The organism is Hymenobacter saemangeumensis (genome assembly GCF_039541835.1).
Taxonomy (GTDB): Bacteria; Bacteroidota; Bacteroidia; order Cytophagales; family Hymenobacteraceae; genus Hymenobacter; species Hymenobacter saemangeumensis.
Genome location: NZ_BAABGZ010000062.1, coordinates 1 through 18,402, shown reverse-complemented (window position 1 = coordinate 18,402; position 18,402 = coordinate 1). Strand labels below are relative to the sequence as shown.

At 57.4% G+C, this 18,402-nt stretch carries 25 protein-coding genes and 1 tRNA gene; 7 read left to right on the top strand and 19 right to left on the bottom strand.

Annotated features, from left to right (window positions below):
- Nucleotides 1-37 precede the first annotated feature (37 nt).
- From ABD919_RS14955 to ABD919_RS14940, 4 genes are all read right to left on the bottom strand, one after another.
- Nucleotides 38-613 carry a 1-acyl-sn-glycerol-3-phosphate acyltransferase gene (locus ABD919_RS14955; protein ID WP_345236832.1) on the bottom strand — a complete coding sequence of 192 codons (576 nt, stop codon included), beginning with the start codon at nt 611-613 and terminating at the stop codon, nt 38-40.
- A gap of 183 nt (nt 614-796) precedes the next feature.
- Nucleotides 797-1,606, bottom strand: coding sequence for a patatin-like phospholipase family protein (locus ABD919_RS14950; RefSeq protein WP_345236831.1), 810 nt, complete (start codon nt 1,604-1,606; stop codon nt 797-799).
- A 178-nt stretch (nt 1,607-1,784) separates the two neighbouring features.
- On the bottom strand, nt 1,785-2,633 hold the full coding sequence (locus ABD919_RS14945) for an MBL fold metallo-hydrolase (RefSeq protein ID WP_345236830.1): 849 nt from the start codon (nt 2,631-2,633) through the stop codon (nt 1,785-1,787).
- 89 nt (nt 2,634-2,722) lie between these two features.
- On the bottom strand, nt 2,723-3,670 hold the full coding sequence (locus ABD919_RS14940) for an acetyl-CoA carboxylase carboxyltransferase subunit alpha (protein WP_345236828.1): 948 nt from the start codon (nt 3,668-3,670) through the stop codon (nt 2,723-2,725).
- 302 nt (nt 3,671-3,972) lie between these two features.
- On the opposite strand from ABD919_RS14940, the gene ABD919_RS14935 reads away from it, so the two are divergent.
- Nucleotides 3,973-4,046: transfer RNA gene (locus ABD919_RS14935), tRNA-Asp, on the top strand.
- 161 nt (nt 4,047-4,207) lie between these two features.
- Entirely contained in the window at nt 4,208-5,512 is a 1,305-nt protein-coding gene (locus ABD919_RS14930; protein ID WP_345236827.1) for a site-specific integrase, read from the top strand.
- A 279-nt stretch (nt 5,513-5,791) separates the two neighbouring features.
- On the opposite strand, the gene ABD919_RS14925 is transcribed toward ABD919_RS14930, so the two are convergent.
- Nucleotides 5,792-6,010, bottom strand: coding sequence for a hypothetical protein (locus ABD919_RS14925; RefSeq protein WP_345236826.1), 219 nt, complete (start codon nt 6,008-6,010; stop codon nt 5,792-5,794).
- A gap of 145 nt (nt 6,011-6,155) precedes the next feature.
- Here ABD919_RS14925 and ABD919_RS14920 point away from each other — a divergent pair, with 145 nt between their 5' ends.
- From ABD919_RS14920 to ABD919_RS14905, 4 genes are all read left to right on the top strand, one after another.
- On the top strand, nt 6,156-6,902 hold the full coding sequence (locus ABD919_RS14920; RefSeq protein WP_345236825.1) for a hypothetical protein: 747 nt from the start codon (nt 6,156-6,158) through the stop codon (nt 6,900-6,902).
- 74 nt (nt 6,903-6,976) lie between these two features.
- A complete protein-coding gene (locus tag ABD919_RS14915) occupies nt 6,977-7,327 on the top strand; it encodes a hypothetical protein (protein ID WP_345236824.1) in 351 nt (116 codons plus the stop codon).
- Between the two features lie 80 nt (nt 7,328-7,407).
- Entirely contained in the window at nt 7,408-8,592 is a 1,185-nt protein-coding gene (locus ABD919_RS14910; protein ID WP_345236823.1) for a PDDEXK nuclease domain-containing protein, read from the top strand.
- A gap of 311 nt (nt 8,593-8,903) precedes the next feature.
- Nucleotides 8,904-9,605 (top strand): VWA domain-containing protein, encoded by a 702-nt coding sequence (locus tag ABD919_RS14905; protein WP_345236822.1) that lies wholly within the window; start codon nt 8,904-8,906, stop codon nt 9,603-9,605.
- Nucleotides 9,606-9,669: 64 nt separating this feature from the next.
- On the opposite strand, the gene ABD919_RS14900 is transcribed toward ABD919_RS14905, so the two are convergent.
- The 14 genes from ABD919_RS14900 to ABD919_RS14835 form a co-directional block, all read right to left on the bottom strand.
- On the bottom strand, nt 9,670-10,449 hold the full coding sequence (locus ABD919_RS14900) for a helix-turn-helix transcriptional regulator (protein ID WP_345236821.1): 780 nt from the start codon (nt 10,447-10,449) through the stop codon (nt 9,670-9,672).
- Nucleotides 10,450-10,658: 209 nt separating this feature from the next.
- Complete coding sequence (locus ABD919_RS14895; RefSeq protein ID WP_345236820.1) at nt 10,659-11,225, bottom strand: hypothetical protein; 567 nt, start codon at nt 11,223-11,225, stop codon at nt 10,659-10,661.
- 9 nt (nt 11,226-11,234) lie between these two features.
- Nucleotides 11,235-11,969, bottom strand: coding sequence for a PDDEXK-like family protein (locus ABD919_RS14890; protein ID WP_345236819.1), 735 nt, complete (start codon nt 11,967-11,969; stop codon nt 11,235-11,237).
- A 105-nt stretch (nt 11,970-12,074) separates the two neighbouring features.
- Nucleotides 12,075-12,407, bottom strand: a complete 333-nt coding sequence (locus tag ABD919_RS14885) for a hypothetical protein (RefSeq protein ID WP_345236818.1) — start codon at nt 12,405-12,407, stop codon at nt 12,075-12,077.
- Nucleotides 12,408-12,539: 132 nt separating this feature from the next.
- On the bottom strand, nt 12,540-13,133 hold the full coding sequence (locus ABD919_RS14880) for a hypothetical protein (protein WP_345236817.1): 594 nt from the start codon (nt 13,131-13,133) through the stop codon (nt 12,540-12,542).
- Nucleotides 13,134-13,142: 9 nt separating this feature from the next.
- The gene (locus ABD919_RS14875) at nt 13,143-13,916 is read right to left on the bottom strand and encodes a PD-(D/E)XK nuclease family protein (RefSeq protein ID WP_345236816.1); all 774 of its coding nucleotides are present in this window, start codon (nt 13,914-13,916) and stop codon (nt 13,143-13,145) included.
- A 74-nt stretch (nt 13,917-13,990) separates the two neighbouring features.
- Nucleotides 13,991-14,500, bottom strand: coding sequence for an FtsZ/tubulin family protein (locus tag ABD919_RS14870; RefSeq protein ID WP_345236815.1), 510 nt, complete (start codon nt 14,498-14,500; stop codon nt 13,991-13,993).
- Between the two features lie 197 nt (nt 14,501-14,697).
- Nucleotides 14,698-15,363 (bottom strand): PD-(D/E)XK nuclease-like domain-containing protein, encoded by a 666-nt coding sequence (locus tag ABD919_RS14865; RefSeq protein WP_345236814.1) that lies wholly within the window; start codon nt 15,361-15,363, stop codon nt 14,698-14,700.
- A gap of 37 nt (nt 15,364-15,400) precedes the next feature.
- Nucleotides 15,401-15,637, bottom strand: coding sequence for a hypothetical protein (locus tag ABD919_RS14860; RefSeq protein ID WP_345236813.1), 237 nt, complete (start codon nt 15,635-15,637; stop codon nt 15,401-15,403).
- Nucleotides 15,638-15,701: 64 nt separating this feature from the next.
- Nucleotides 15,702-16,412: a hypothetical protein gene (locus tag ABD919_RS14855; RefSeq protein ID WP_345236812.1), complete on the bottom strand. Its 711-nt coding sequence runs from the start codon at nt 16,410-16,412 to the stop codon at nt 15,702-15,704.
- Nucleotides 16,413-16,498: 86 nt separating this feature from the next.
- Nucleotides 16,499-16,813 (bottom strand): DUF3846 domain-containing protein, encoded by a 315-nt coding sequence (locus ABD919_RS14850; protein ID WP_345236811.1) that lies wholly within the window; start codon nt 16,811-16,813, stop codon nt 16,499-16,501.
- A gap of 55 nt (nt 16,814-16,868) precedes the next feature.
- Nucleotides 16,869-17,063, bottom strand: a complete 195-nt coding sequence (locus ABD919_RS14845; protein WP_345236810.1) for a hypothetical protein — start codon at nt 17,061-17,063, stop codon at nt 16,869-16,871.
- A gap of 47 nt (nt 17,064-17,110) precedes the next feature.
- The gene (locus ABD919_RS14840) at nt 17,111-17,425 is read right to left on the bottom strand and encodes a hypothetical protein (RefSeq protein WP_345236809.1); all 315 of its coding nucleotides are present in this window, start codon (nt 17,423-17,425) and stop codon (nt 17,111-17,113) included.
- Entirely contained in the window at nt 17,418-17,741 is a 324-nt protein-coding gene (locus tag ABD919_RS14835; RefSeq protein WP_345236808.1) for a hypothetical protein, read from the bottom strand. Before ABD919_RS14835 ends, ABD919_RS14840 begins: the two co-directional genes overlap by 8 nt.
- Nucleotides 17,742-17,907: 166 nt before the next feature.
- On the opposite strand from ABD919_RS14835, the gene ABD919_RS14830 reads away from it, so the two are divergent.
- Complete coding sequence (locus ABD919_RS14830) at nt 17,908-18,267, top strand: SLOG family protein (RefSeq protein ID WP_345236807.1); 360 nt, start codon at nt 17,908-17,910, stop codon at nt 18,265-18,267.
- Nucleotides 18,268-18,402 lie beyond the last annotated feature (135 nt).

The following is an 18,402-nucleotide window of genomic DNA, read 5'->3' as shown; positions in this document are numbered from 1 at the left end:
GGTAATCGAAAACCGCCCGGCGCCTAGGCCGGAGCGGTTATCGCACGCCGTTTTCGGGGAAGCGGCCGGGCTTGGTGCGGTAAAAGGACTTAATCAGTTCGAGGTCGGCGTCGTAGTCGCCGGTGGGGTAAATGGTGGGGCCCACGCCGGCTTCCTTGTTTTTGTAGTCGAGGTAGCCCAGCTGAATGGGCACACCGGCCTGCATAGCGGCGTGGTAAAAGCCCTTGCGCCACTTGGGCTGGTAGGCCCGCGTGCCTTCGGGGGTGATGAGAATGACCAGCTCGTCGTGCTGCTCAAACAGCTTCACCATGCCATCCACCAGGCTGTTGTTGCGGCTGCGGTCTACGGCCAGGCCGCCCAGGGAGCGCACCAGCCCGCCCAGCAGCGGAATTGTGGTCCACTCCTTCTTGATGGTCAGCTTCACGTCCACGTCCATTAGGAAAAACGCGGCCCGGGCGTACATAAAATCCCAGTTGCTGGTATGGGGCGCGGCAATCATGATGCTTTTCTTCAGGCCCGGCGGCACCCGGCTGCCCAGCTTCCAGCCGGTTATCCAAAACCAGAAGCGCGAGAAAAGGTACCAGAACGTTGAGGTTTTGCGGGAAGAGGCCATGGAAGTTTTAAGACGCAAGTATGAAGTAGTCAGACCAAAAGCAGCTGCGCTGCCTGCAATGCCCTTGTATGTCTTGTTGGGTAAGCTTGATTCTGACCAACTACTTAGAGCAGAAAGGCCGCTCCCCGGAAAGGCGCGGCGAAAAGGCAAAACTAGGAAAATACCGGGCAATGTCCCCGCCGGCTATTGCAGCAGGGCCTGCAGCTCGTCGGCTTTTTCCAGGGTGTAGCGGTAGCCAATTTCGAACAGCTCGGGCCCGCGCTGGTAGCTGAGCGGGGCGTAGTAGCGCAGCTCCGGCGGCTCGAGCAGCAGGTCGCACTGCCCCTTGCGGGCGGCCGTGTTGCCGTTGATGGCCAGGTGCAGGGTGCGCTCAATCAGGCGGCGGAACGAAGGGATGTGGGCCTCGTGGTTGATGGGGTTGCAGTGCACACCCACCACGCGCAGGCCCGGCTGCCCCAGCAGCGGCTCCACGGGCAGGTTGTTGAGCAGGCCCCCATCCACCAGCTGCCGGCCCTGGTACTCGATGGCCCGGTACAGGATGGGCACTGCCGACGAGGCCAGCAGCGGCGGCAGCAGCGGCCCCTCCCGGAAGTACACCGACTCGCCGCCAATCAAGTCCGTAGCCACCAGCGTAAGCGGCAGCCGCAGGTCGGCAAAGGTGACATCGGTGCCCAGGTGGCTGGCCAGCAGCAGCTCCACGGCGTCCATGCGCAGCAGGCCAAAGCGGCTCAGGGCCGGCCGGGTAAGCCGGGCCAGGTTGGTCGCCAGCAGCAGCTTAAGAATGGCGCGGGGCGCAAAGCCGGCCGCGTAGAACGAAGCCGCAATGGCGCCGGAGCTCACGCCCGCTAATTGCCCTACCGGCAGCTGCAGCTCGTCGAGGGCCGCCAGCACGCCCAGGTGAGCAATGCCGCGGGCCCCTCCCCCAGACAAGGCCAGGCCCAGCTGCTGACTTTGGTGATGCGGTGATGGAGGTACGAGGTGGTGAGGCGTCATGCGTCAGGTTGGAGTCGAAGTCTGGTTATACGGTGAAACTTCGGCCCCTCCCCAAAAAATGGGTAGCCTGAAGTAATAATCTACTTCCGGGGATACCCAAGGGAAATTACCAAACCTGTTTCCGCCCTCTTCTCGCCATTACTTCATCACCTCATTACCCAAATCACCCCGTCACCAACTACAAATCAGCCAGCCGTAGGGTCTCCGCCAGGCGCACGCCTTTGTCGGTGTGCTGCACGGTGCAGGCCTCGTGGCTGGGGTCGTGCTCGAGCAGCAATACCCAGTTTTCGTCGGCGGCCCGGCGCAGCACCTGCTCTTTTTCGGTCATGGTTTGCAGCGGGCGCATGTCGTAGGCCATCACGTAGGGCAGCGGAATGTGGCCAGTGCTGGGCAGCAAATCAGCCATGAACGCGAGGGTGCGGCCTTTGTACTGCATCAGGGGCACCATCATCTTCTCGGTGTGGCCATCGGCGAAGATGATGTCGCTGAATTGCGGCAGGATGTTGGCCAGCGAGGCGCCGGGCTCCACAAACCGGAGCTGCCCGCTTTCCTGAATGGGCAGGATGTTTTCGCGCAGGAAGCTGGCTTTCTCGCGGGGGTTGGGCGTCACGGCCCAGTCCCAGTGGGCCTGGTTGCTCCAGTAGCTGGCATTGGGAAAGGCCACTTCCAGCTGCCCGTCGGCACGGCGCTGCACCGAGCCCCCGCAGTGGTCGAAGTGCAGGTGGGTCAGAAACACGTCGGTGATGTCGGCGCGGCTGTAGCCGAGGCGGCGCAGCGAGTTTTCCAGGCTGTCGTCGCCGTGCAGGTAGAAGTGACCGCGAAACTTCTCGTCCTGCTTGTTGCCGATGCCATTGTCAATAAGCGTGAGCCGGCCCTGGTCTTCCACCAGCAGGCAGCGCATGGCCCAGGTGCACATGTTGTTGGCATCGGGCGGGTTCAGCTTCTGCCACATGCTCCTGGGCACCACGCCAAACATGGCGCCCCCGTCGAGCTTGAACAAACCGGTGTCAAGGGTGTGAATGGTCATTTTGAATTAAAAATTAAAAGTGAAAAATTAAAAATTGACCACATCCGCAAGTGTGGTCGATTTTTAATTCATAATTTTTAATTCTTCATTCATTCAACCACTACGCCCATGGCCGAGAACTTGTCGATGCGCTGGCTGATGCGCTCTTCGGACGGAATGGCGGCCAGCTCGTCGAGGGTTTTGATGAGGGTCTTTTTCAGGGTTTTTACCATGGCCTCCGGGTCGGTGTGGGCGCCACCCAGGGGCTCCTTGATGATGCCGTCGACCAGGCCGGCCTTCTGCATGTCGGTGGCCGTCAGCTTCAGGGCCTCGGCGGCCTGCTCCTTGTAGTCCCAGGAGCGCCACAGAATGCTGGAGCAGGACTCCGGCGAGATAACCGAGTACCAGGTGTTTTCCAGCATCAGCACCCGGTCGCCGATGGCGATGCCCAGGGCCCCGCCCGAGGCGCCTTCGCCGATGATGACGCAGATAACCGGCACCTTGAGCATGAACATCTCGCGCAGGTTGCGGGCAATAGCCTCGCCCTGCCCCCGCTCCTCGGCCTCAATGCCGGGGAATGCCCCAGGCGTATCAATCAGGGTCACGATGGGCTTGCCAAACTTCTCGGCCATTTTCATCAGGCGCAGGGCCTTGCGGTAGCCCTCGGGGTTGGGCATGCCGAAGTTGCGGTACTGCCGCTGCTTGGTGTTGTGGCCCTTCTGCTGGCCAATAAACATGACGGTGCGTCCGTCGAGCTCGCCGAAGCCGCCCACCATGGCCTTGTCGTCGCCCACAGTGCGGTCGCCGTGCAGCTCCACAAACTTGTCGGCCATGCTCTCAATGTAATCAAGGGTATAGGGCCGGTCGGGATGGCGCGAGAGCTGCACGCGCTGCCAGCGGGTGAGGTTGGCGTAGGTTTCCTTTTTCAGGGCCTTGATTTTGGTTTCCAGCGCCGCCACGGCTTCGCTTACGTCGACCTGGCTTTCCTCGGCCAGTTTCTGCATTTCTTTCAGCTTGCCCTCAAGGGCGGCAATGGGTTGTTCAAAATCGAGGAGCATGGACCGCGGGTGGGTTTAGTGTTGAGTAAAGAAAGGCAATAGCCGGGAGCCGGGCAGGGCGCAGCGCCGGAATACGGCAGCCAGCCCCGGAAAATCCGGCCTGCATTGCGGGCGGCAAAGGTAAAACATCCGTCGTTGGGGGCCCAGCGAAAAATTAATCGGCTTGAAAAACAGCCTCCAAGCTCGCCGAAGCCCCCTTTTTACAAAAAAAGTTTAGCCCTGTGCTTGCAGGGCCCGGTTTTTCTGCCCTACCTTTGCAACACCAAAACGGAAAAACACACGGTTTTCCGGTCCAGGCAAACGGTTTGGTAGTTCAGTTGGTTAGAATGCCGCCCTGTCACGGCGGAGGTCGCGGGTTCGAGTCCCGTCCAGACCGCTACCGTTTGCATACGGAAACCCCTAAAAGTCGCAAATCTGGCAACAGAAGCGGTTTTTAGGGGTTTTTGCTTTTGGACGGTTTCGGGTTTACGACCCGGTTTAGGAGGATTTACGCCCCCAAGTACGCCCCCACTTGCGCCCCCTAAAACCAACCGTTTTATGACCATCCAATTTGAGCGGCGGACAGACCGCCCCGATGCAGCTGGGCGCTGCGCCATTCACCTGCGGGCCTACTTCGACGGGCAGCGCCTGCGCTTTGCCACGCGGGAACGGTGCTTTGCCACCGAGTGGAATGCCGACAAGGGCTGCTTCAAGAAATCCTTTCCCGGCTACCAGGATGCTAACGACTATTTGCAGGCCCTGACGGAACGGCTGCAGTCGCGGTACCGCTATCTGCGGACCGAAGGACTGCCTATCACGGTTGAGGCACTGAAAGCCGTCCTGCAGCCGCCAGCCCAGGCGCCGACAGTGGTGGTGGAGACTCCTCCCCTGCTCTTAGACCTGTATGCCGACTACCAGGCCGCGCTGCAGGCGCGGGGCAACCTGAAACAGTCGCTGGTGTCGGTGGGCAACACGCGGGCCCACCTGCAAGGGTTTGAGAAGTCGCTACGCCGCAAGCTGGTGGTAGCTGACTATGACGTGGCGATGCACGACCGGTTTCTGGCCTACCTGCGGCAGAAGCGGCAGCTGGCGCAGAACACGGTATGTAAATCAGTGAAGCACCTGAAAGCGTTTTTACGCTACGTGCGGGAGGACCGAAAAATGCCCACGGCCATTGAGTCGCGGGAAATGAAGGTGCAATGGGCCGAGGTCGACAAAGTGTACCTGACGGCAACCGAGCTGGCGGCGCTGGAGTCGGCGCTGCTACCGTCGACGCTGGTGGCTACGCGGGATGCTTTTTTATTCTGCTGCTACACGGGGCTACGACATTCTGACTTGCACGAGCTGAACACGGCCAACGTGCAGGAATGGGATGGCAGTCGGGTGCTGCGGCTGACGCAAACCAAGACACGCACGGCGGTGAGCATCTACCTCACGCCGCCGGCAGCGGCACTGCTGGACAAATACGCGGGCACCCGGGCAAAGCTGTTGCCGGCGTTCACCAACCAGGCCATGAACCGCAACCTGAAACAAATCACCAAGCTGGCTGGCCTGCGGCAGGCTGTGGAGACGGTAAGCGTTGAGGGGGGCAAGGTGGTGAAACGGCAGCAGCCCAAGCATGACCTGGTGACCATGCATACGGCCCGGCACACCTTTGCCGTGCTTTCGCTGATGCGGGGGCTGCCCGTGGCCGTGCTGCAGAAGGTACTGGGGCACGCCAAAATTCAAACCACCATGATTTACGCCAAGATTGTCGAGGACTTCCAGCACCAGGAAATGCGGCGGGTGTGGGAAGGTGGGAATACCCCAGCGCCTGCCCTGGCCCTGGTCAACCCGGTATGTCAGATTGAGGCGGCAGCATAGTCAGTAGCAGCTTGGTTTCCGCGAATGCCCGATGATGGTTTGCACCGCGTCGGGCATTCTGGCTTTATAGGTGCTGTGCTACCTGGATGTGTGCTCATAAATGGGTGTTCATTTTTCGGGAGTGTTCATTAATAGTGAACAGGTCTGAAAAAATGAACAGACTATATTTTGGTCAGGCTCTCAGCGACGCTGGACACACCACCCTCTACCTCAGAATACTTCAAGCATGCTTTAGCTATACTTGAGGTAGGGTTAAGCTGGCAGCCGGCGGGGCATAAGCTACGCAGACCTTTGGTTGATGGCGCGGGAAACTTCGGCCTCGTTGAGACCAGTGAGCTGGCAGAAGTCGGCCACGGTGACAAGAGCCCCAGCCGGCTTACCGGCAGCCTGGCGGGCGCGGCGCACCAGGCGCTTGGCTGCATCGTAGCTGCGGCCGGTGAGACGAGCCACGTCTTTGGGGTAGATGCAGATACGGTGCATGGGGGTGGGTCGGCGCATACCGGGTTATACGGGGCGGGATGCTTGAATTATCAAATTTACTTGAGGTAATTCAAACTTACAAACAGCACCCTGGTAGTGAACGTAGGCCAGGACGTTGGCCAATAGTGGCATTTCAAATGCGTTCAGCTAACTTATTTTTATTATGGCCCAACAAACAGGCATTATTGGCATCCGGGGTACCGTTGGGGGCCTCGTGTTTGCTAAAGACGGCAGCATCCGCCAAAAGCCCCCGTCTAACAAGGCAGCCTTCAACAGCAAGGCCAGCATGGCACGTACCCGTGAAAATGCGGACGAATTCAGCCGGGCGGCTAAGTACAGCAAGCTCTTGCGTGACTCCCTGCGCGTGGCCATCTCGGCCGCCAGCGACAGCCGCGTAGCTTCGCGTCTGACGCAGAAGATGCGCGAGATTATCGGCCTCGACGACACCAACGACCGGGGCCAGCGCGTGTACGACTCGGACAACTCGGCCCCGCTGCTCGGCTTCAACTTTAATATCGACGCTGGCATTGGGCAGACCATGTATTTCCCCTACGAAGTGACAGGTGCGGGAACTGACGTGACGTTGAGCATCCCGAGCCTGACGCCGATGGCCGAAATTGCTGCTCCCCAAGGGGCGACGCACTACGAAATTGTGTTCGCGGCTTCGTCGCTGGATATGGAGGCGCTGACCTACACCAACGCCGCAGTGGCGGCCCCGCTGGGCGTGCAGGCGCTCAATGGCGCAGCCCAGGCCAACCTGAGCGTGGTAGCTAGCTTCCCAGCGGCTCCTCCGGCTGCTAACCTGGTGGTGGGTGTGGTGGGGATTAACTTCTACCAGGAAGTGAACGGCAAGATGTACCCGCTCAATAACAACAGCACCAACCCGCTGGCCATTGAGTACGTGGCCTAAGGCTGGCACTCCCTGGACCTCGAACGGCCAGCCGATTTGGCTGGCCGTTTTTGTTTCACCTTCTTTTTTAGTCAATGGCACCTTTAACCAACTATCAGCGGCAAGCCAAGCGCCGCATCAAAAGGGCGCTAAAAAAGCGTTACTCGGCGGATTTTAAGGTGCGGTCACTGGCTGGACGGCTAGTCGCCGCGCTGGCAGCCGCCGCAGCAGCAACTACCCGGGTGACGGCCGTGAATGCGTTGTACGGCACCACGTTTGCGGATACTACTACGTTCGTCAACGCCCTGAATTCGGCTGGTCTAGTGGGTACGGTGACGACGGCGTTGGCAGGCAGCGCAGCTGGCGCACCGGCCCTGGAATACACGACGCCCGTGGCGAATGCCAACAATGGACAACCGTTGGCAGCCGACGTCGACCTGGATTAATAACCTACGCTGCTACGTCCTGTAGTAGTGGATAGGCAGCAAGTAGAAAGCCCGCTGGCTATTTGCTAGCGGGCTTTTTTATGCCGCACCAGGCACGATTTGGCAACGAAAGCGACATAGGCCTGCCCCGCTGGTGTATTTTGCGGCTGATGGCAGAAACGACACTTGCGGCGCTGGCCGAGCAGATTTCGCAGTTACACGCGCAAACCGCACGAGCAGCGGCGCAGCAGATAAACTACTGGCTAACGGTACGGAACTGGCTTATCGGCTGGCACATTACGGAGTACGAGCAAGGTGGCAGCGACCGGGCTGCGTACGGTGAGCAGCTGCTACCCGAGCTGGCGCGACAGTTGCGGGGCGTGAAGGGGCTGGCCGTACAGCGGCTCTACGACTGCCGAAGCTTTTACCGAGCGTACCCAGCAATTCTCCAGACAGTGTCTGGAGAATTGCAACGTGCAGGTATAGTGGGCGAGTTGCCACCGTTAGCAGCGAGCGAACCAACACCGGCGGCCAGGCAGCCGGCCTTGCCGGGCATTGCGCCGGGGTTGCTGCTGAGCCGGCTGAGCTTTTCGCATTTTCTGGAGCTACTGCCGTTGGACAACCCGTTGCAGCGGGCGTTTTACGAGGTGCAGGCGGTGAAAAACAGCTGGTCGGTGCGGGAGTTGAAGCGGGCTATCAACTCGGCGCTGTACGAGCGTACGGGCCTGTCCACCGACAAGGCGGCGGTGCTGGCCGGACATGCCGGGGCCCAGCCCCTGGCGGTGGCGGACGTGGTGAAGAACCCCTACGTATTAGAATTTCTGGGCTTGGAGGAGCGGGCCAGCTATAGCGAGAGTGAGCTGGAAACGGCCATTATTGCGCACCTGCAGACGTTTCTGGTGGAGCTGGGCCGCGGCTTCTGCTTCGAGGCGCGACAGAAGCGCATCACCTTCGACAACGAGCATTACTTCATTGACCTGGTGTTCTACCACCGCATCCTGAAATGCCACGTGCTGGTGGACTTGAAAATCGGGGCATTCAGCCACGCCGACGCGGGGCAGATGAACGTGTACCTGAACTACTACCGCGAAAACGAAATGACCGATGGCGACAACCCGCCAGTGGGGCTGATACTGTGCGCGCAGAAAAACGAGACGCTGGTGCGCTACGCGACTACGGGCCTGGCCGAGCAGCTGTTCGTAAGCAAGTACCGGGTGAACCTGCCGTCGGAGGAGGAGCTGCAGGCGCTGGTGCGGGAAGAGCAGGAGCGGCTGGGTAACAGCTGAGCTACGAAGGCCAGGGATAGGTGCTAACTCGCTCTCCGCGATGCCCACAACGACCAAACCAGAGGAGGCCCGAAGGCCATCAGAACCGGCCACGAAACAGCCGGGTATAACACTAAAAAATCGGTGGAATCCGACATGCTCAGGAATGTCGGATTTTTTATTTTCAATAGCAAATAACACCCTGTAAACCAGCAACAATAATTCGCATGGGCAAGATGAATTTACTGGCTTAAACGGCCTAGAATTCGTACCTTAGAGCAGTAAGCGGTGGAGTAAAAAACGCCGTATTTTCTCATCCCAACCCCCATTTTATGGAACAGGTAACCACACCCGTGAGCACCGTGTACAATTTGCTTATCCTGGACGAGAGCGGCTCGATGGAAGTCGTGCGCGAGGCCACCATCCGGGGCTTCAATGAGCTGGTGCAGTCCGTGCAGGGGCTGGCCCGGGAGTTTACCGACAAGAAGCAGGTGGTGAGCCTGACGACGTTCAACGGGAATGGCATCCGGGAGACGCTGTTTCTGCAGGATGCCAGCACGCTGCAGCCACTGACGCTGGCCGACTACCGGCCCGATTCGATGACGCCGCTGCACGACGCCATTGGGCACAGCGTGAGCAAACTGCGCAACGTGCTCACGACGACCGGCGCGACCGATTACCAAGTGCTGGTGACGGTGCTCACGGATGGGGAAGAAAACGCCTCGAAGGAATTTACCCGGCCAGTTATCAGCCAGCTGATTGAGCAGCTGAAGGAGCAGGACTGGACGTTCACCTACATTGGCGCCAACCACGATGTGGACCGGGCGGCCCGGGCGCTGTCTATCGACAACAAGCTGGCCTTTGACCAGAACGAGGCGGCCATGGACGTGATGTTTGCCAAGGAACGGGTGGCCCGCCGCAGCTATAACCGCAAGTCGAAAGATGAGCTGACGGCGGCCCGGTATAAGGCGGATTATTTCGAGGATGACGAGCTGGCGCGCCCTACCCCACCGGACGATGAGCCGCGCACTTAATATATTATCAACGAGTTTGCTAGATAAAGAAAGGCCGGTTCCGTATGGAACCGGCCTTTGTGCTTTAGTAGAAGCCGGCGACGGCTTTACACGTCCGGCTCATCCATTTACGCAGACCAGCGGGTGCAATAACTTGTACTTCTTCGCCCATTGACAGTAGCTCCATGCGAAAGTCGTGGGTGTCAAATACCTGTAGTTCGATGCGTGTTTCGGTACCGGATTGACTGAGTACCTGCTGGGAAGCGTGTAAGGGGTAGGTTTGAACGTAGCGGGCCTGTGTAGGCGATAGAGACAGCACTACTTGCTGCGGAAGCTCGTCATCGGGGCGAATAATGCCGAAAGCCTCCGCATAATAAGCTGATGCGTCGAACGTGATTGGATGGGTAAAGGAATGGGGGGATTGTTCCAGGTCCGTAATACGGTCGAGACCAAAGCAGCGCAACTCGCCGGTTTCTGGCTTTGTGGCGAGTAGGTACCAGCGGCCTTTAAATTCTTTTAGCAGCAATGGACCAACCAGGCGGCGGGTTGGCTGGTCTTCCCAAAACTTGCAATAGGAAAACGCCACCAGTTGGCGGGCCTGCACGGCATATAAGAGTGGTCGCAAGTGCTCAAGGCCCAAGGGCTGCCGTACTTCCAGCTGCACATGTGGAGCTAATGCGGCGGGCAGGCGCAGAAAAGCCTGCAGCTCCAAGGCTTCGAGTAAGCGTTGGTGGCCGGCAGGCAGCGGGTCAGTGCTGGTAACCACATAGCCCCGCTGCTTTTGGTCATAGCTAACATTTATGCAGAAATCCTCGGCCAGCACCAGCACATCACGCTGGAAGGTGCGCTTGGTGTAGCTGGTCATAATGTCCTGAAGGGATGACTGGCTAAGCAAATAGGATTGTATTTGCTCGAACGTAAGGGCCCGCTTGGCGTGATGCAGTAGACTGGCCAACGCCAGGTGACGCTGGAGATGAGCTTGCGTGGTCATTTGAGGTTCCTTTCCTTACAGACATCAACTCAACATCAATAGCTACACAACTCTTTTTTAAGAGTAAATTCCTTCTTGGTATCTCAGCTATCCGTTTTGCCGATTTTGGCTTCTCTTGCAATATTTTCAAGAACAGACAAGTACTTATTGACAAACTCCTCAAACAGCCCTGCAATGGCGTCAATGGTTTCTCCTCTGCGTGCCGGTAAAATGCTCTCCAAAGTAGACTGCTGACTAAAATCAAAACTGATGGCTCTATAGCAAGGCCAATAATTTGTTTTACTAGTCATCCTTTCAGCTAAAATGATGGGCACAATCAGCGTGTTAACTTTTTCACGGTCATAGGCAGTTAAAGGACAGTATATACCAAAGTCTGGACGACTACTTAGCAAGTCTAAGTTGATACCAAAGTCCTCCCATTCCGGCTGGTATGCTTTAAGTCCCCCGCTTCCCTGAAGAGTTAAATCAACTTTCCAAGGGCCAGCATTTAGTGAATTCAACTTGGTCGTTATATTTTCCCTGACTTCGTTCCAGAAATCGGTTCTTAGCTTGTTATCGATTTGGCTCAATTGGCTGGCCACTTGTTTAGCGGAGCGGTAGTTCTCAACTTGGGTGAGGTAGTTGAAAACTTCTTGGTCGTAAGTGTTCATTGGGAGAGATTAAAGGTCTTGGCAAACTTGAAGATATTGTTGAATGATGAACCGAACGTGAGGCGGAGATATCAATGGGGTTGTATTTCGCAGCATTTCTTCAATATGCAGCCGATAGCTAATGCAGGGAATAGAATTAGTGCTTAAGAATTCTCTAGAAGCGGAAAAATAACTTGGCTTCCTGCCATCGATAGTCAGGTACACCAACGTAAAATCATGCCCATACTCCCGTACTAAATATTCATGATAGCGCTCCAGCTGCCTTTCCTGGTCGCCGGCATAAATCTTGTTTTCAATAGCAATAGCGAACTTCTCCACCCCACTATTATAAGTAATCAGGATATCAATCCCACCGGTACCGGAAGCAGCTTCCGTCTGAACATCGAACCAGTAAGTGTCTTTTGGCAAATACTTGCTTTCCGGAAGCCCAAGCAGTTTGATAAACTCCCGGTAAAAGAGGTCACCTTGCTTGTGCTGGCCTTTCACGTTAAGTAAATCGGCCAGAAAAGGTGAGTGCAGCTTTACCTCACTTGCGCCCATATTTTTCATTACATAAAACACATTGTAATCGGCTGCTGTATGGCGCTCAATGTGGGCAGCCATGGTCTGCATCACGCGCCAACCCGTCAGCAGCTTCGTGTAAGCCAATTGGTCGTGCTGCCAATGCTGGGCCTCGAAACGATGGTTGAAGGCGCGATACCCTTCAATGAATGTTTTGATGTCGACAATAGACTGGCTATACATAGGCAATAAAAAATACTGTTAAGCCTTCAAGAGCGGAAGAACAAGTCATTTAGACGGTATCGGAGTGACAGCTGGTTAGCCGAGCCCAGAGGAGGATAATCATACCTACTGGGTTTTATTTGCTGAAGCGAATTGAATTACTGCTTCCCTCAAGACTTGGGCCAAGTGCCGGTCAATTACATCAGGCGGGTTGCCAGCCTGATTCAAAAATGCCACCAATGCACCATGAGCGGCTGCAAGCAAGGCATTTGGGGTTAATGCCGGCCCCTGATACTGCCGAACCAGCGAAATCGCAAAACGGGCTTGCTCATTTACCCGGAACTGATGCAATACTGACTGCTTCAACAGCGGGCTAACGGAACTGAGAGAAGTCCAAAAAGCAAGCAGCTGTGCCTCCTTCTCATCTGGAAAAGGCTTACTGAAACGAATCTGACGCATAGTGTATGGTGACCAAGGCCCTATATCAGGCCGGGCAAATAGCACTTAATTCAGAGATGTGGGCATCTTCAACAGAAGCAAGCGACCATCTGACAATCTATGCAGCGCAACAAAGGAAAGCACTTCTCTGAGCTACTTACGCGTTAACTGATTCAGTTCGTTGAGTAAATCCGTCATTTCCGGGGTTTGAAATCTTGCTACTTTGGCAACCACTTGTTCAAGAAATTTTTCAGTTTCAAACTGTGCATGCCAAGCCAGTGCCGTTGCAGTAAAACGGGTATCGAAAGGTGTTCCAAAGCTAAAGTTAAAGGCTTCATTTGCCAGGTATACCCCATTTACGCCCTGGTCTACTCGCTCAAATGCGGTCAACAGATTCGCGAATTTTGGCTCTTTTAGTAATTCAACCGCTCTGTCTAGATTATTATATGTCTCACCACCGCGAGCCTCCATCCAAAATTGACCCCGCCAGCCAAATACGATACAAATTGAATTTTCATGATGCTCAGTCAAGTACCAAAGCATCATCTGCTCGTCATTATCAATAGGCTTGTAAGTCCATCCTGCTGCACAAGGGCTTTTTAAAAAGTAGCTCTTGAGTCGGTCATACGCGGTACGATGCATAGCTTTTTCCAAGCTTTCCTTTTCTTGCGCCAACTCTACAAAAGCCAGCCATTTATCACTGGAATCGAACAACTGAACGGACTGTCTTATTTCTTTGGTCTGCATCTGCTGAAATTAAATGGATTGCCAAAACTGGATGTATTGTTGTGTAAACTCTCGTAGTCGGTGGTTAACAGCTGGAATTGAAAGTAAGGACTTTGTCAGACTCTCAGTAACAAGCTGGCTGAATAAATGGTGTTCAATTATTCCTTCCGGTACGGCTTCAGGCAAGTCAGCGCCCCAATCTTCAGGTTTACAAACAGATTGCTTATCAGCTTGCTTCCAGGAAGTAGGCGAAAGATAAATAATCCGAAACCGGCTTCTGGGTGGGTTAATCGTCTCTTGCCATGCTGCCCTTCGCTCCAACTGTTTTAAATAAATTTCCTGATACCAGTAGCGGTACAACTGATTAGGCTGGTCTTCAGCATAATTGGATTTATTTTCAATTACCACTACTGTATGAGGCTCTGTTCGCTTTATTAGCACGTCGACCCGGCCTAACTCAGCCGTTACAATCCATGGATGAAAAGGTACAGTCTCCGGCTGGTCTATACCCAACAACCTGAGGAATTCAATGAGGAAAAGGTCACCTTGCCCATGTGATTGGAGTGGGTCAAGGAAATAAGCGAGCAGCCTGCTGTGAGTTGTTTCACCAGGGTTGAAAAAACGAAATACGTTCAAATCACGGCTGTGCAGTCGATTTTGCTCTTTGCTTTCGATGTTGTTTTTTAGGATAGCTGGCACCAGCTCAGCCAACGCTTGGTAGCGTTTATTTTTCTGCTCCGTGTAGAAAGCGGCGATGCTATCAATTACGGATGCGTTGAGTAGCATCGTATCGTTTTCTTCCATATCAAGGGTTGTGGCGTTCTGGTAGTTTAATTGTATGGAAGGCAAATCGGTTAAACAGGCCTGCTAGTTAAGCGTTAATCAGGAATAAGTGCGCTTTCATGGGGTGCCAGCAAAAACATAAGCATAATCTCAGCAGCGAGGTTGGGCAAAATACTGTGACCAAATACCATCTCCCACCCCGAGCCGGCGTTACGCCAGAAGGCCTCGGTAATAATCGTCAACTCATCCATTTCCAGTTCGCTATCGGGCCGAGACTGTAATATAAGGAGCATCCGACCCTGGGGTGCCGTGAGCAAGCCGGTAGTATGCGTGTTTTGATAGGCTTGCAGCAGCGCCTGGTGGGCACGGTCAGGGCCAGACGCTTCGCCACGTCCGATAGACAGGCTGGTTGCACTACGCAGTGCCCACTGCACATCGGCTATGTCCAGGTTGGTTTCCTGGGTGTTGCTGACCACCTCGGCGACCAACTCATTAAAGAGGGTGCGTAAGTCGGGCGTAATAAACAGAGTACCTGCAGGTCTCGTGCGTTCCCATTCAAAAAGGATGTCAGATGCTCGCGCTGGGTTGAAATTCAGGCAGTTCATAGTAATAAGCTGGCTACACCGTAGTGGATGAGTATGGCAAAGGTGCTCTGCCACTGCGCCAAAACGTGTCGCAATGGGATTGGGCTCAAAAAAGACCAACGGCCGCGCGGCACGTTGGGCTAAAGCATCATTACCTGGCAATTGACACAGAATTAAATTGCCGCAGGTATAAAAAGTGGTAGTGAGTCCGCCAGCACCTAGCTCATAGGACAGCGCTGATGGGCAGGCAGCAACTCTGCATAGGCCCTTAGCAGACGGATATACTTCTTGCGGCCCTGCTCAATGAAACCAACAGCGGCAGTGGCGTCAAATAGCCACACTTCGTGTGGAGTTTTCTTTCGAACGCCAATAACCAGGAAGCGCGTGGCCCCGAGTACGTCGGAGTAAAGAGCCGCTTGGCGGTCGTAGTCGTACTGCTCGACAGTCGCCAGGAAGTGAGAGTAATCAGGGGCGCTAGTGGTTTTAAAGTCGACCAGGGTGAGCTGGCGGCCGGCGGGGCTGCGCACCAGCAGGTCGGGGCGCACCTTCACGCCTACCCCAGTGGCGGTGTGAATGGCCGTATGAGTTAGCTCGGGGGTACCGCGGTGCAACAGGTCGCGGCAGTAGCGCTGGCGGCGCACCTGGCGGGCCAGGGTTTCCAGCTCGGCCCAGCGGATACCGGGCTCGGCGGTGCGGGCGTAGGTGGCCGGCTCCAGGGTGGCGGCGTGAAAGTGGGCGCCAAAGGCCATAGCTACGGGGTTGGGCCGGCGCAGCTGGCCCAGGATGCCGGCTTTGAGCTCGGAGAGGTCGGTATTGGAAACCTGGGGCAGGGCGCGGTGCTGGGCCTGGGTGAGGTCGGGGTAAGCAGTGAGGGAATGGAACATGAGTATGAGTGAACAGTTAGCAGTTTAGAGCGAACAATCAGCGGATGAGGGCCAGGCGCTGCGAGTCAGTAGCGCGGTGTAGCCAGATGTGGGCGCTGCCGCAGCCGACCAGGTAGGCGGGCTCGGGGAAGAGCTGGCGCACAGCCGGCGCGAGGTCGCGCAGGTCGGATATCGGGGTGGCGGTGGCCACCAGCTCGGTAAGCTGGGTTAGTTGGGCAGCTTCGGCTTCGTCGTGGGCGGGTTGCTCAATGAGCAGCTGTAAAGTATCGGACATGATGGACGGACTGGGGAATGGTGGCCGGGTGGCCCCCACGGCGGGCGTAGTGGGGGCCGGTGGGTTAGGCGGCGAGAGGCAGAGCGGCGGAAGCCGGCGCGGGGGCATGGGGGTCGTCGTCCTCAGCCGGCACGGTGTAGCCGTGCTGGATGCGGGTGTCGGCCGCGCCCGTGTAGGTTTCGGCCCGCCAGATGGGCAGGTCGCGGGCGTAGTCGCGGCGGGCGGCCACTTCCTCGGCCGGGGCCGGCTCGTAGCTGAACTGGGCGATGTAATAGGTGGCCTTTTTGCCGTCCTTGGTCGTTTCCTTCTTCTCGGCCTGCACTTTCACCACCACGTCGGCCAGGGTCAGGTCGTCGTAGAACAGCGGCTCGATGAGACGGTACAGGTTTTCGACGCTGTAGCCGTGGAAGAGCACCGCGCAGATGGCGCCCTTCTCGTCGGCGTAGAACAACTCGGCCCAGAGCTTGCGGCCCATGTTCAGGATATCGTCTTGGAAGATGCGCCAGGCCAGCGGGATAAAGCTCAGGGAGCTGCCCAGCGGCGTGGTGCCGCCGATGTTGAACTGGCCGGCTTTGGCGTCGAAGCGGATTTGGCGCGGGTGGCCGGGCAGGTAGCGGAAGCGCGACACCTGTACCAGCTCACCGGTGGCCTCGTCCAGCTTCTCGGTGAGGTAGGCGCGAGTTAGCGCAGGCTGCGGGGCAGTGAGCGAGGCAGTTACAGGAGCAGCCGGCGTATCAATTTCGGCGCTGCGTTGGTCTTTTACTTTGGTGGACATGGTTAATGAATGGGGGTGTGAGAAAAAAGCGGGGCCAGTTAGCGGCCGGCCCTGCGCCGTTGGTGGTTAGTTCCGCCGACTTTCAGTTAGCGGAATTGCTTGTCATGGCAGAGAATGGCGCGGCCGACGATGGAATCGTGGCCCCGGGCGGCGGGCTGGTGCTGGTACCAGAGGTAGGTGGCCAGCAGGTTGAGGTAGGCCGGGTGGCGGAACTTGCCCTCGTCGTCGATTATCAAAATCAGGTCGTCGGTGAGGCGTACCACGTCAACCAGGCGGCAGTCGAGCAGATGGTACAATTCGGCCAGCTTAAAGCTGCGGCCGTTGGCCGGGCTGACGGGCCGGGGCTCAGCGCTGTGCGGGTCGAGCAAATGAGGCTGGTAAGAAATAGCGGTTTTGGGCATGGGTAGCGGGCTTGGCGGGGCCGCCGGGCGCGGCGCCCCCTGGTGGAAAGGGATTTTAGTGGCCTTCGACTTCGGCGAGCATCTGCTCGTATTCGCCATCCTCCCACGCTTGCTGCTCCTGTTCGTGGTGGTAGTGGGCCTGGCGCTCCCACTCGGCCTGCTCCTCGTAGAAAGCGGCCTGGGCTTCATCAGCGGCCATTTCGTCGCCGCTCAGGCCGTTAAGCTCGGCCTCAGTTGGTTCGTATTGCATGAAATGTGGGGCTTTATGGCCCGCGCCGGGCAGCGTGGGCCGGTGAGCTATTGGCTTTGCTGGCCCGCGTGGAAAAGCAAGCCCAGCGGGCTGGTGCCGCGCAGCGAGAAGGCCGGGGCGACGGGTGCCGGGCACGTGGCGCGGCGGTGAGCCGACCAGGCGGCCAGGTGGGCAGCACGGGCCTGCCCCAGGGCGGCCCATAGAGGACTAGCGGTGCTGCACTCCTCAAAGGGTGCGGACTGGTAAGCGGCACGGGCGGCATTAAGCCGAGTGGTGGCGACCTCCAGACGGGTGGCCGTATCGGCGGCCGGGGCCGCCCCCAGCAAACTGGGAGCGGCCGGCGCGACGGCGACGCTAGGCATGGGCGACTAGGCCAGCGAACTCATCCTCGGCCTTCATTACCTCCCACACGGCGGCGAAGGCATGGGCGGGCGCCACGGCCCGCAGGGCGCGGAACGCCTCGCGCAGGGCCTGAAACGGACAAGCATGGGCGCCGGTGAACTCGGGGCGGGCCTGCCCTTGGTCGGGCTGCTGGGCCAGCTTGATGCTGACGTACCAGCGGCTGCCGCCCTGGTCGTAAGTGGCAGCGGACTGAGACACCCAGATGCCGGCGAACGGGCAGAGGGCGGGGCCTTTCCAGGCGGCAGCGGCGAGCTGCAAAAGTTGATTGGGTTGCATGGCTGTAAGGGTTAGCCGTGGGGTGCCCGCGCCGTAGGCCTCCGGTGGGACGGCAGCCGGGGCCTTCCCGACTATAAACTAAAAATACAAATTACTTTTCATTTTTCCAAACCTATTTACAAATTAAATTGCTTGACTACACACTTTAATTTTTGTAGTTTACAACATGAAAAAAGACAAAATACAGATAGTGGCAGTAGTTGGCTCGCGGAGCGTTAGACATTGCATAGCCCTGGGCCAGCGACTGGATGATTTGGCGCCCGCGCTGGTGGTGAGTGGCGGCGCGGTGGGCGTAGATGCGCTGGCAGCTGAGTGGGCGCGGGCCCACGGTGTGCCGCTGCTGGAACTGCGCCCCGACTATGCGGCCCACGGGCGCCAAGCTGCCCCCCATGTGCGCAACGCCGAGATAGTGAAGCGGGCCCAGCTGGTGCTGGTGGTATGGGATGGGCAGAGCAAGGGCACGCTGAGCGCCCTGCGGGCGGCGCGGCGCCTGGGGCGCCCCTGTGAGCTGCTACCGCTGGACTGAGGCAGCACTAGGCGGTAGCCGGCGGCCCTGGCGGGCCCGGCCACAGAACACCTTAGAGCAGATTCGTAGTCAGTGTACATGATAGCCGCAGTGGTGGAACCAGTTTTGGGCGTCTTGCGCGTCAATCCAGTCCAG

Coding starts and splice junctions, on each gene's coding strand:
- ABD919_RS14855 (WP_345236812.1), bottom strand. CDS start 16,412: ATGTCCACCAAAGTAAAAGACCAACGCAGCGCCGAAATTGATACGCCG.
- ABD919_RS14920 (WP_345236825.1), top strand. CDS start 6,156: ATGGCCCAACAAACAGGCATTATTGGCATCCGGGGTACCGTTGGGGGC.
- ABD919_RS14845 (WP_345236810.1), bottom strand. CDS start 17,063: ATGCAATACGAACCAACTGAGGCCGAGCTTAACGGCCTGAGCGGCGAC.
- ABD919_RS14860 (WP_345236813.1), bottom strand. CDS start 15,637: ATGTCCGATACTTTACAGCTGCTCATTGAGCAACCCGCCCACGACGAA.
- ABD919_RS14940 (WP_345236828.1), bottom strand. CDS start 3,670: ATGCTCCTCGATTTTGAACAACCCATTGCCGCCCTTGAGGGCAAGCTG.
- ABD919_RS14840 (WP_345236809.1), bottom strand. CDS start 17,425: ATGCCTAGCGTCGCCGTCGCGCCGGCCGCTCCCAGTTTGCTGGGGGCG.
- ABD919_RS14865 (WP_345236814.1), bottom strand. CDS start 15,363: ATGTTCCATTCCCTCACTGCTTACCCCGACCTCACCCAGGCCCAGCAC.
- ABD919_RS14890 (WP_345236819.1), bottom strand. CDS start 11,969: ATGTATAGCCAGTCTATTGTCGACATCAAAACATTCATTGAAGGGTAT.
- ABD919_RS14885 (WP_345236818.1), bottom strand. CDS start 12,407: ATGCGTCAGATTCGTTTCAGTAAGCCTTTTCCAGATGAGAAGGAGGCA.
- ABD919_RS14955 (WP_345236832.1), bottom strand. CDS start 613: ATGGCCTCTTCCCGCAAAACCTCAACGTTCTGGTACCTTTTCTCGCGC.
- ABD919_RS14945 (WP_345236830.1), bottom strand. CDS start 2,633: ATGACCATTCACACCCTTGACACCGGTTTGTTCAAGCTCGACGGGGGC.
- ABD919_RS14950 (WP_345236831.1), bottom strand. CDS start 1,606: ATGACGCCTCACCACCTCGTACCTCCATCACCGCATCACCAAAGTCAG.
- ABD919_RS14900 (WP_345236821.1), bottom strand. CDS start 10,449: ATGACCAGCTACACCAAGCGCACCTTCCAGCGTGATGTGCTGGTGCTG.
- ABD919_RS14895 (WP_345236820.1), bottom strand. CDS start 11,225: ATGAACACTTACGACCAAGAAGTTTTCAACTACCTCACCCAAGTTGAG.
- ABD919_RS14930 (WP_345236827.1), top strand. CDS start 4,208: ATGACCATCCAATTTGAGCGGCGGACAGACCGCCCCGATGCAGCTGGG.
- ABD919_RS14910 (WP_345236823.1), top strand. CDS start 7,408: ATGCCGCACCAGGCACGATTTGGCAACGAAAGCGACATAGGCCTGCCC.
- ABD919_RS14850 (WP_345236811.1), bottom strand. CDS start 16,813: ATGCCCAAAACCGCTATTTCTTACCAGCCTCATTTGCTCGACCCGCAC.
- ABD919_RS14830 (WP_345236807.1), top strand. CDS start 17,908: ATGAAAAAAGACAAAATACAGATAGTGGCAGTAGTTGGCTCGCGGAGC.
- ABD919_RS14905 (WP_345236822.1), top strand. CDS start 8,904: ATGGAACAGGTAACCACACCCGTGAGCACCGTGTACAATTTGCTTATC.
- ABD919_RS14880 (WP_345236817.1), bottom strand. CDS start 13,133: ATGCAGACCAAAGAAATAAGACAGTCCGTTCAGTTGTTCGATTCCAGT.
- ABD919_RS14835 (WP_345236808.1), bottom strand. CDS start 17,741: ATGCAACCCAATCAACTTTTGCAGCTCGCCGCTGCCGCCTGGAAAGGC.
- ABD919_RS14925 (WP_345236826.1), bottom strand. CDS start 6,010: ATGCGCCGACCCACCCCCATGCACCGTATCTGCATCTACCCCAAAGAC.
- ABD919_RS14915 (WP_345236824.1), top strand. CDS start 6,977: ATGGCACCTTTAACCAACTATCAGCGGCAAGCCAAGCGCCGCATCAAA.
- ABD919_RS14870 (WP_345236815.1), bottom strand. CDS start 14,500: ATGAACTGCCTGAATTTCAACCCAGCGCGAGCATCTGACATCCTTTTT.
- ABD919_RS14875 (WP_345236816.1), bottom strand. CDS start 13,916: ATGGAAGAAAACGATACGATGCTACTCAACGCATCCGTAATTGATAGC.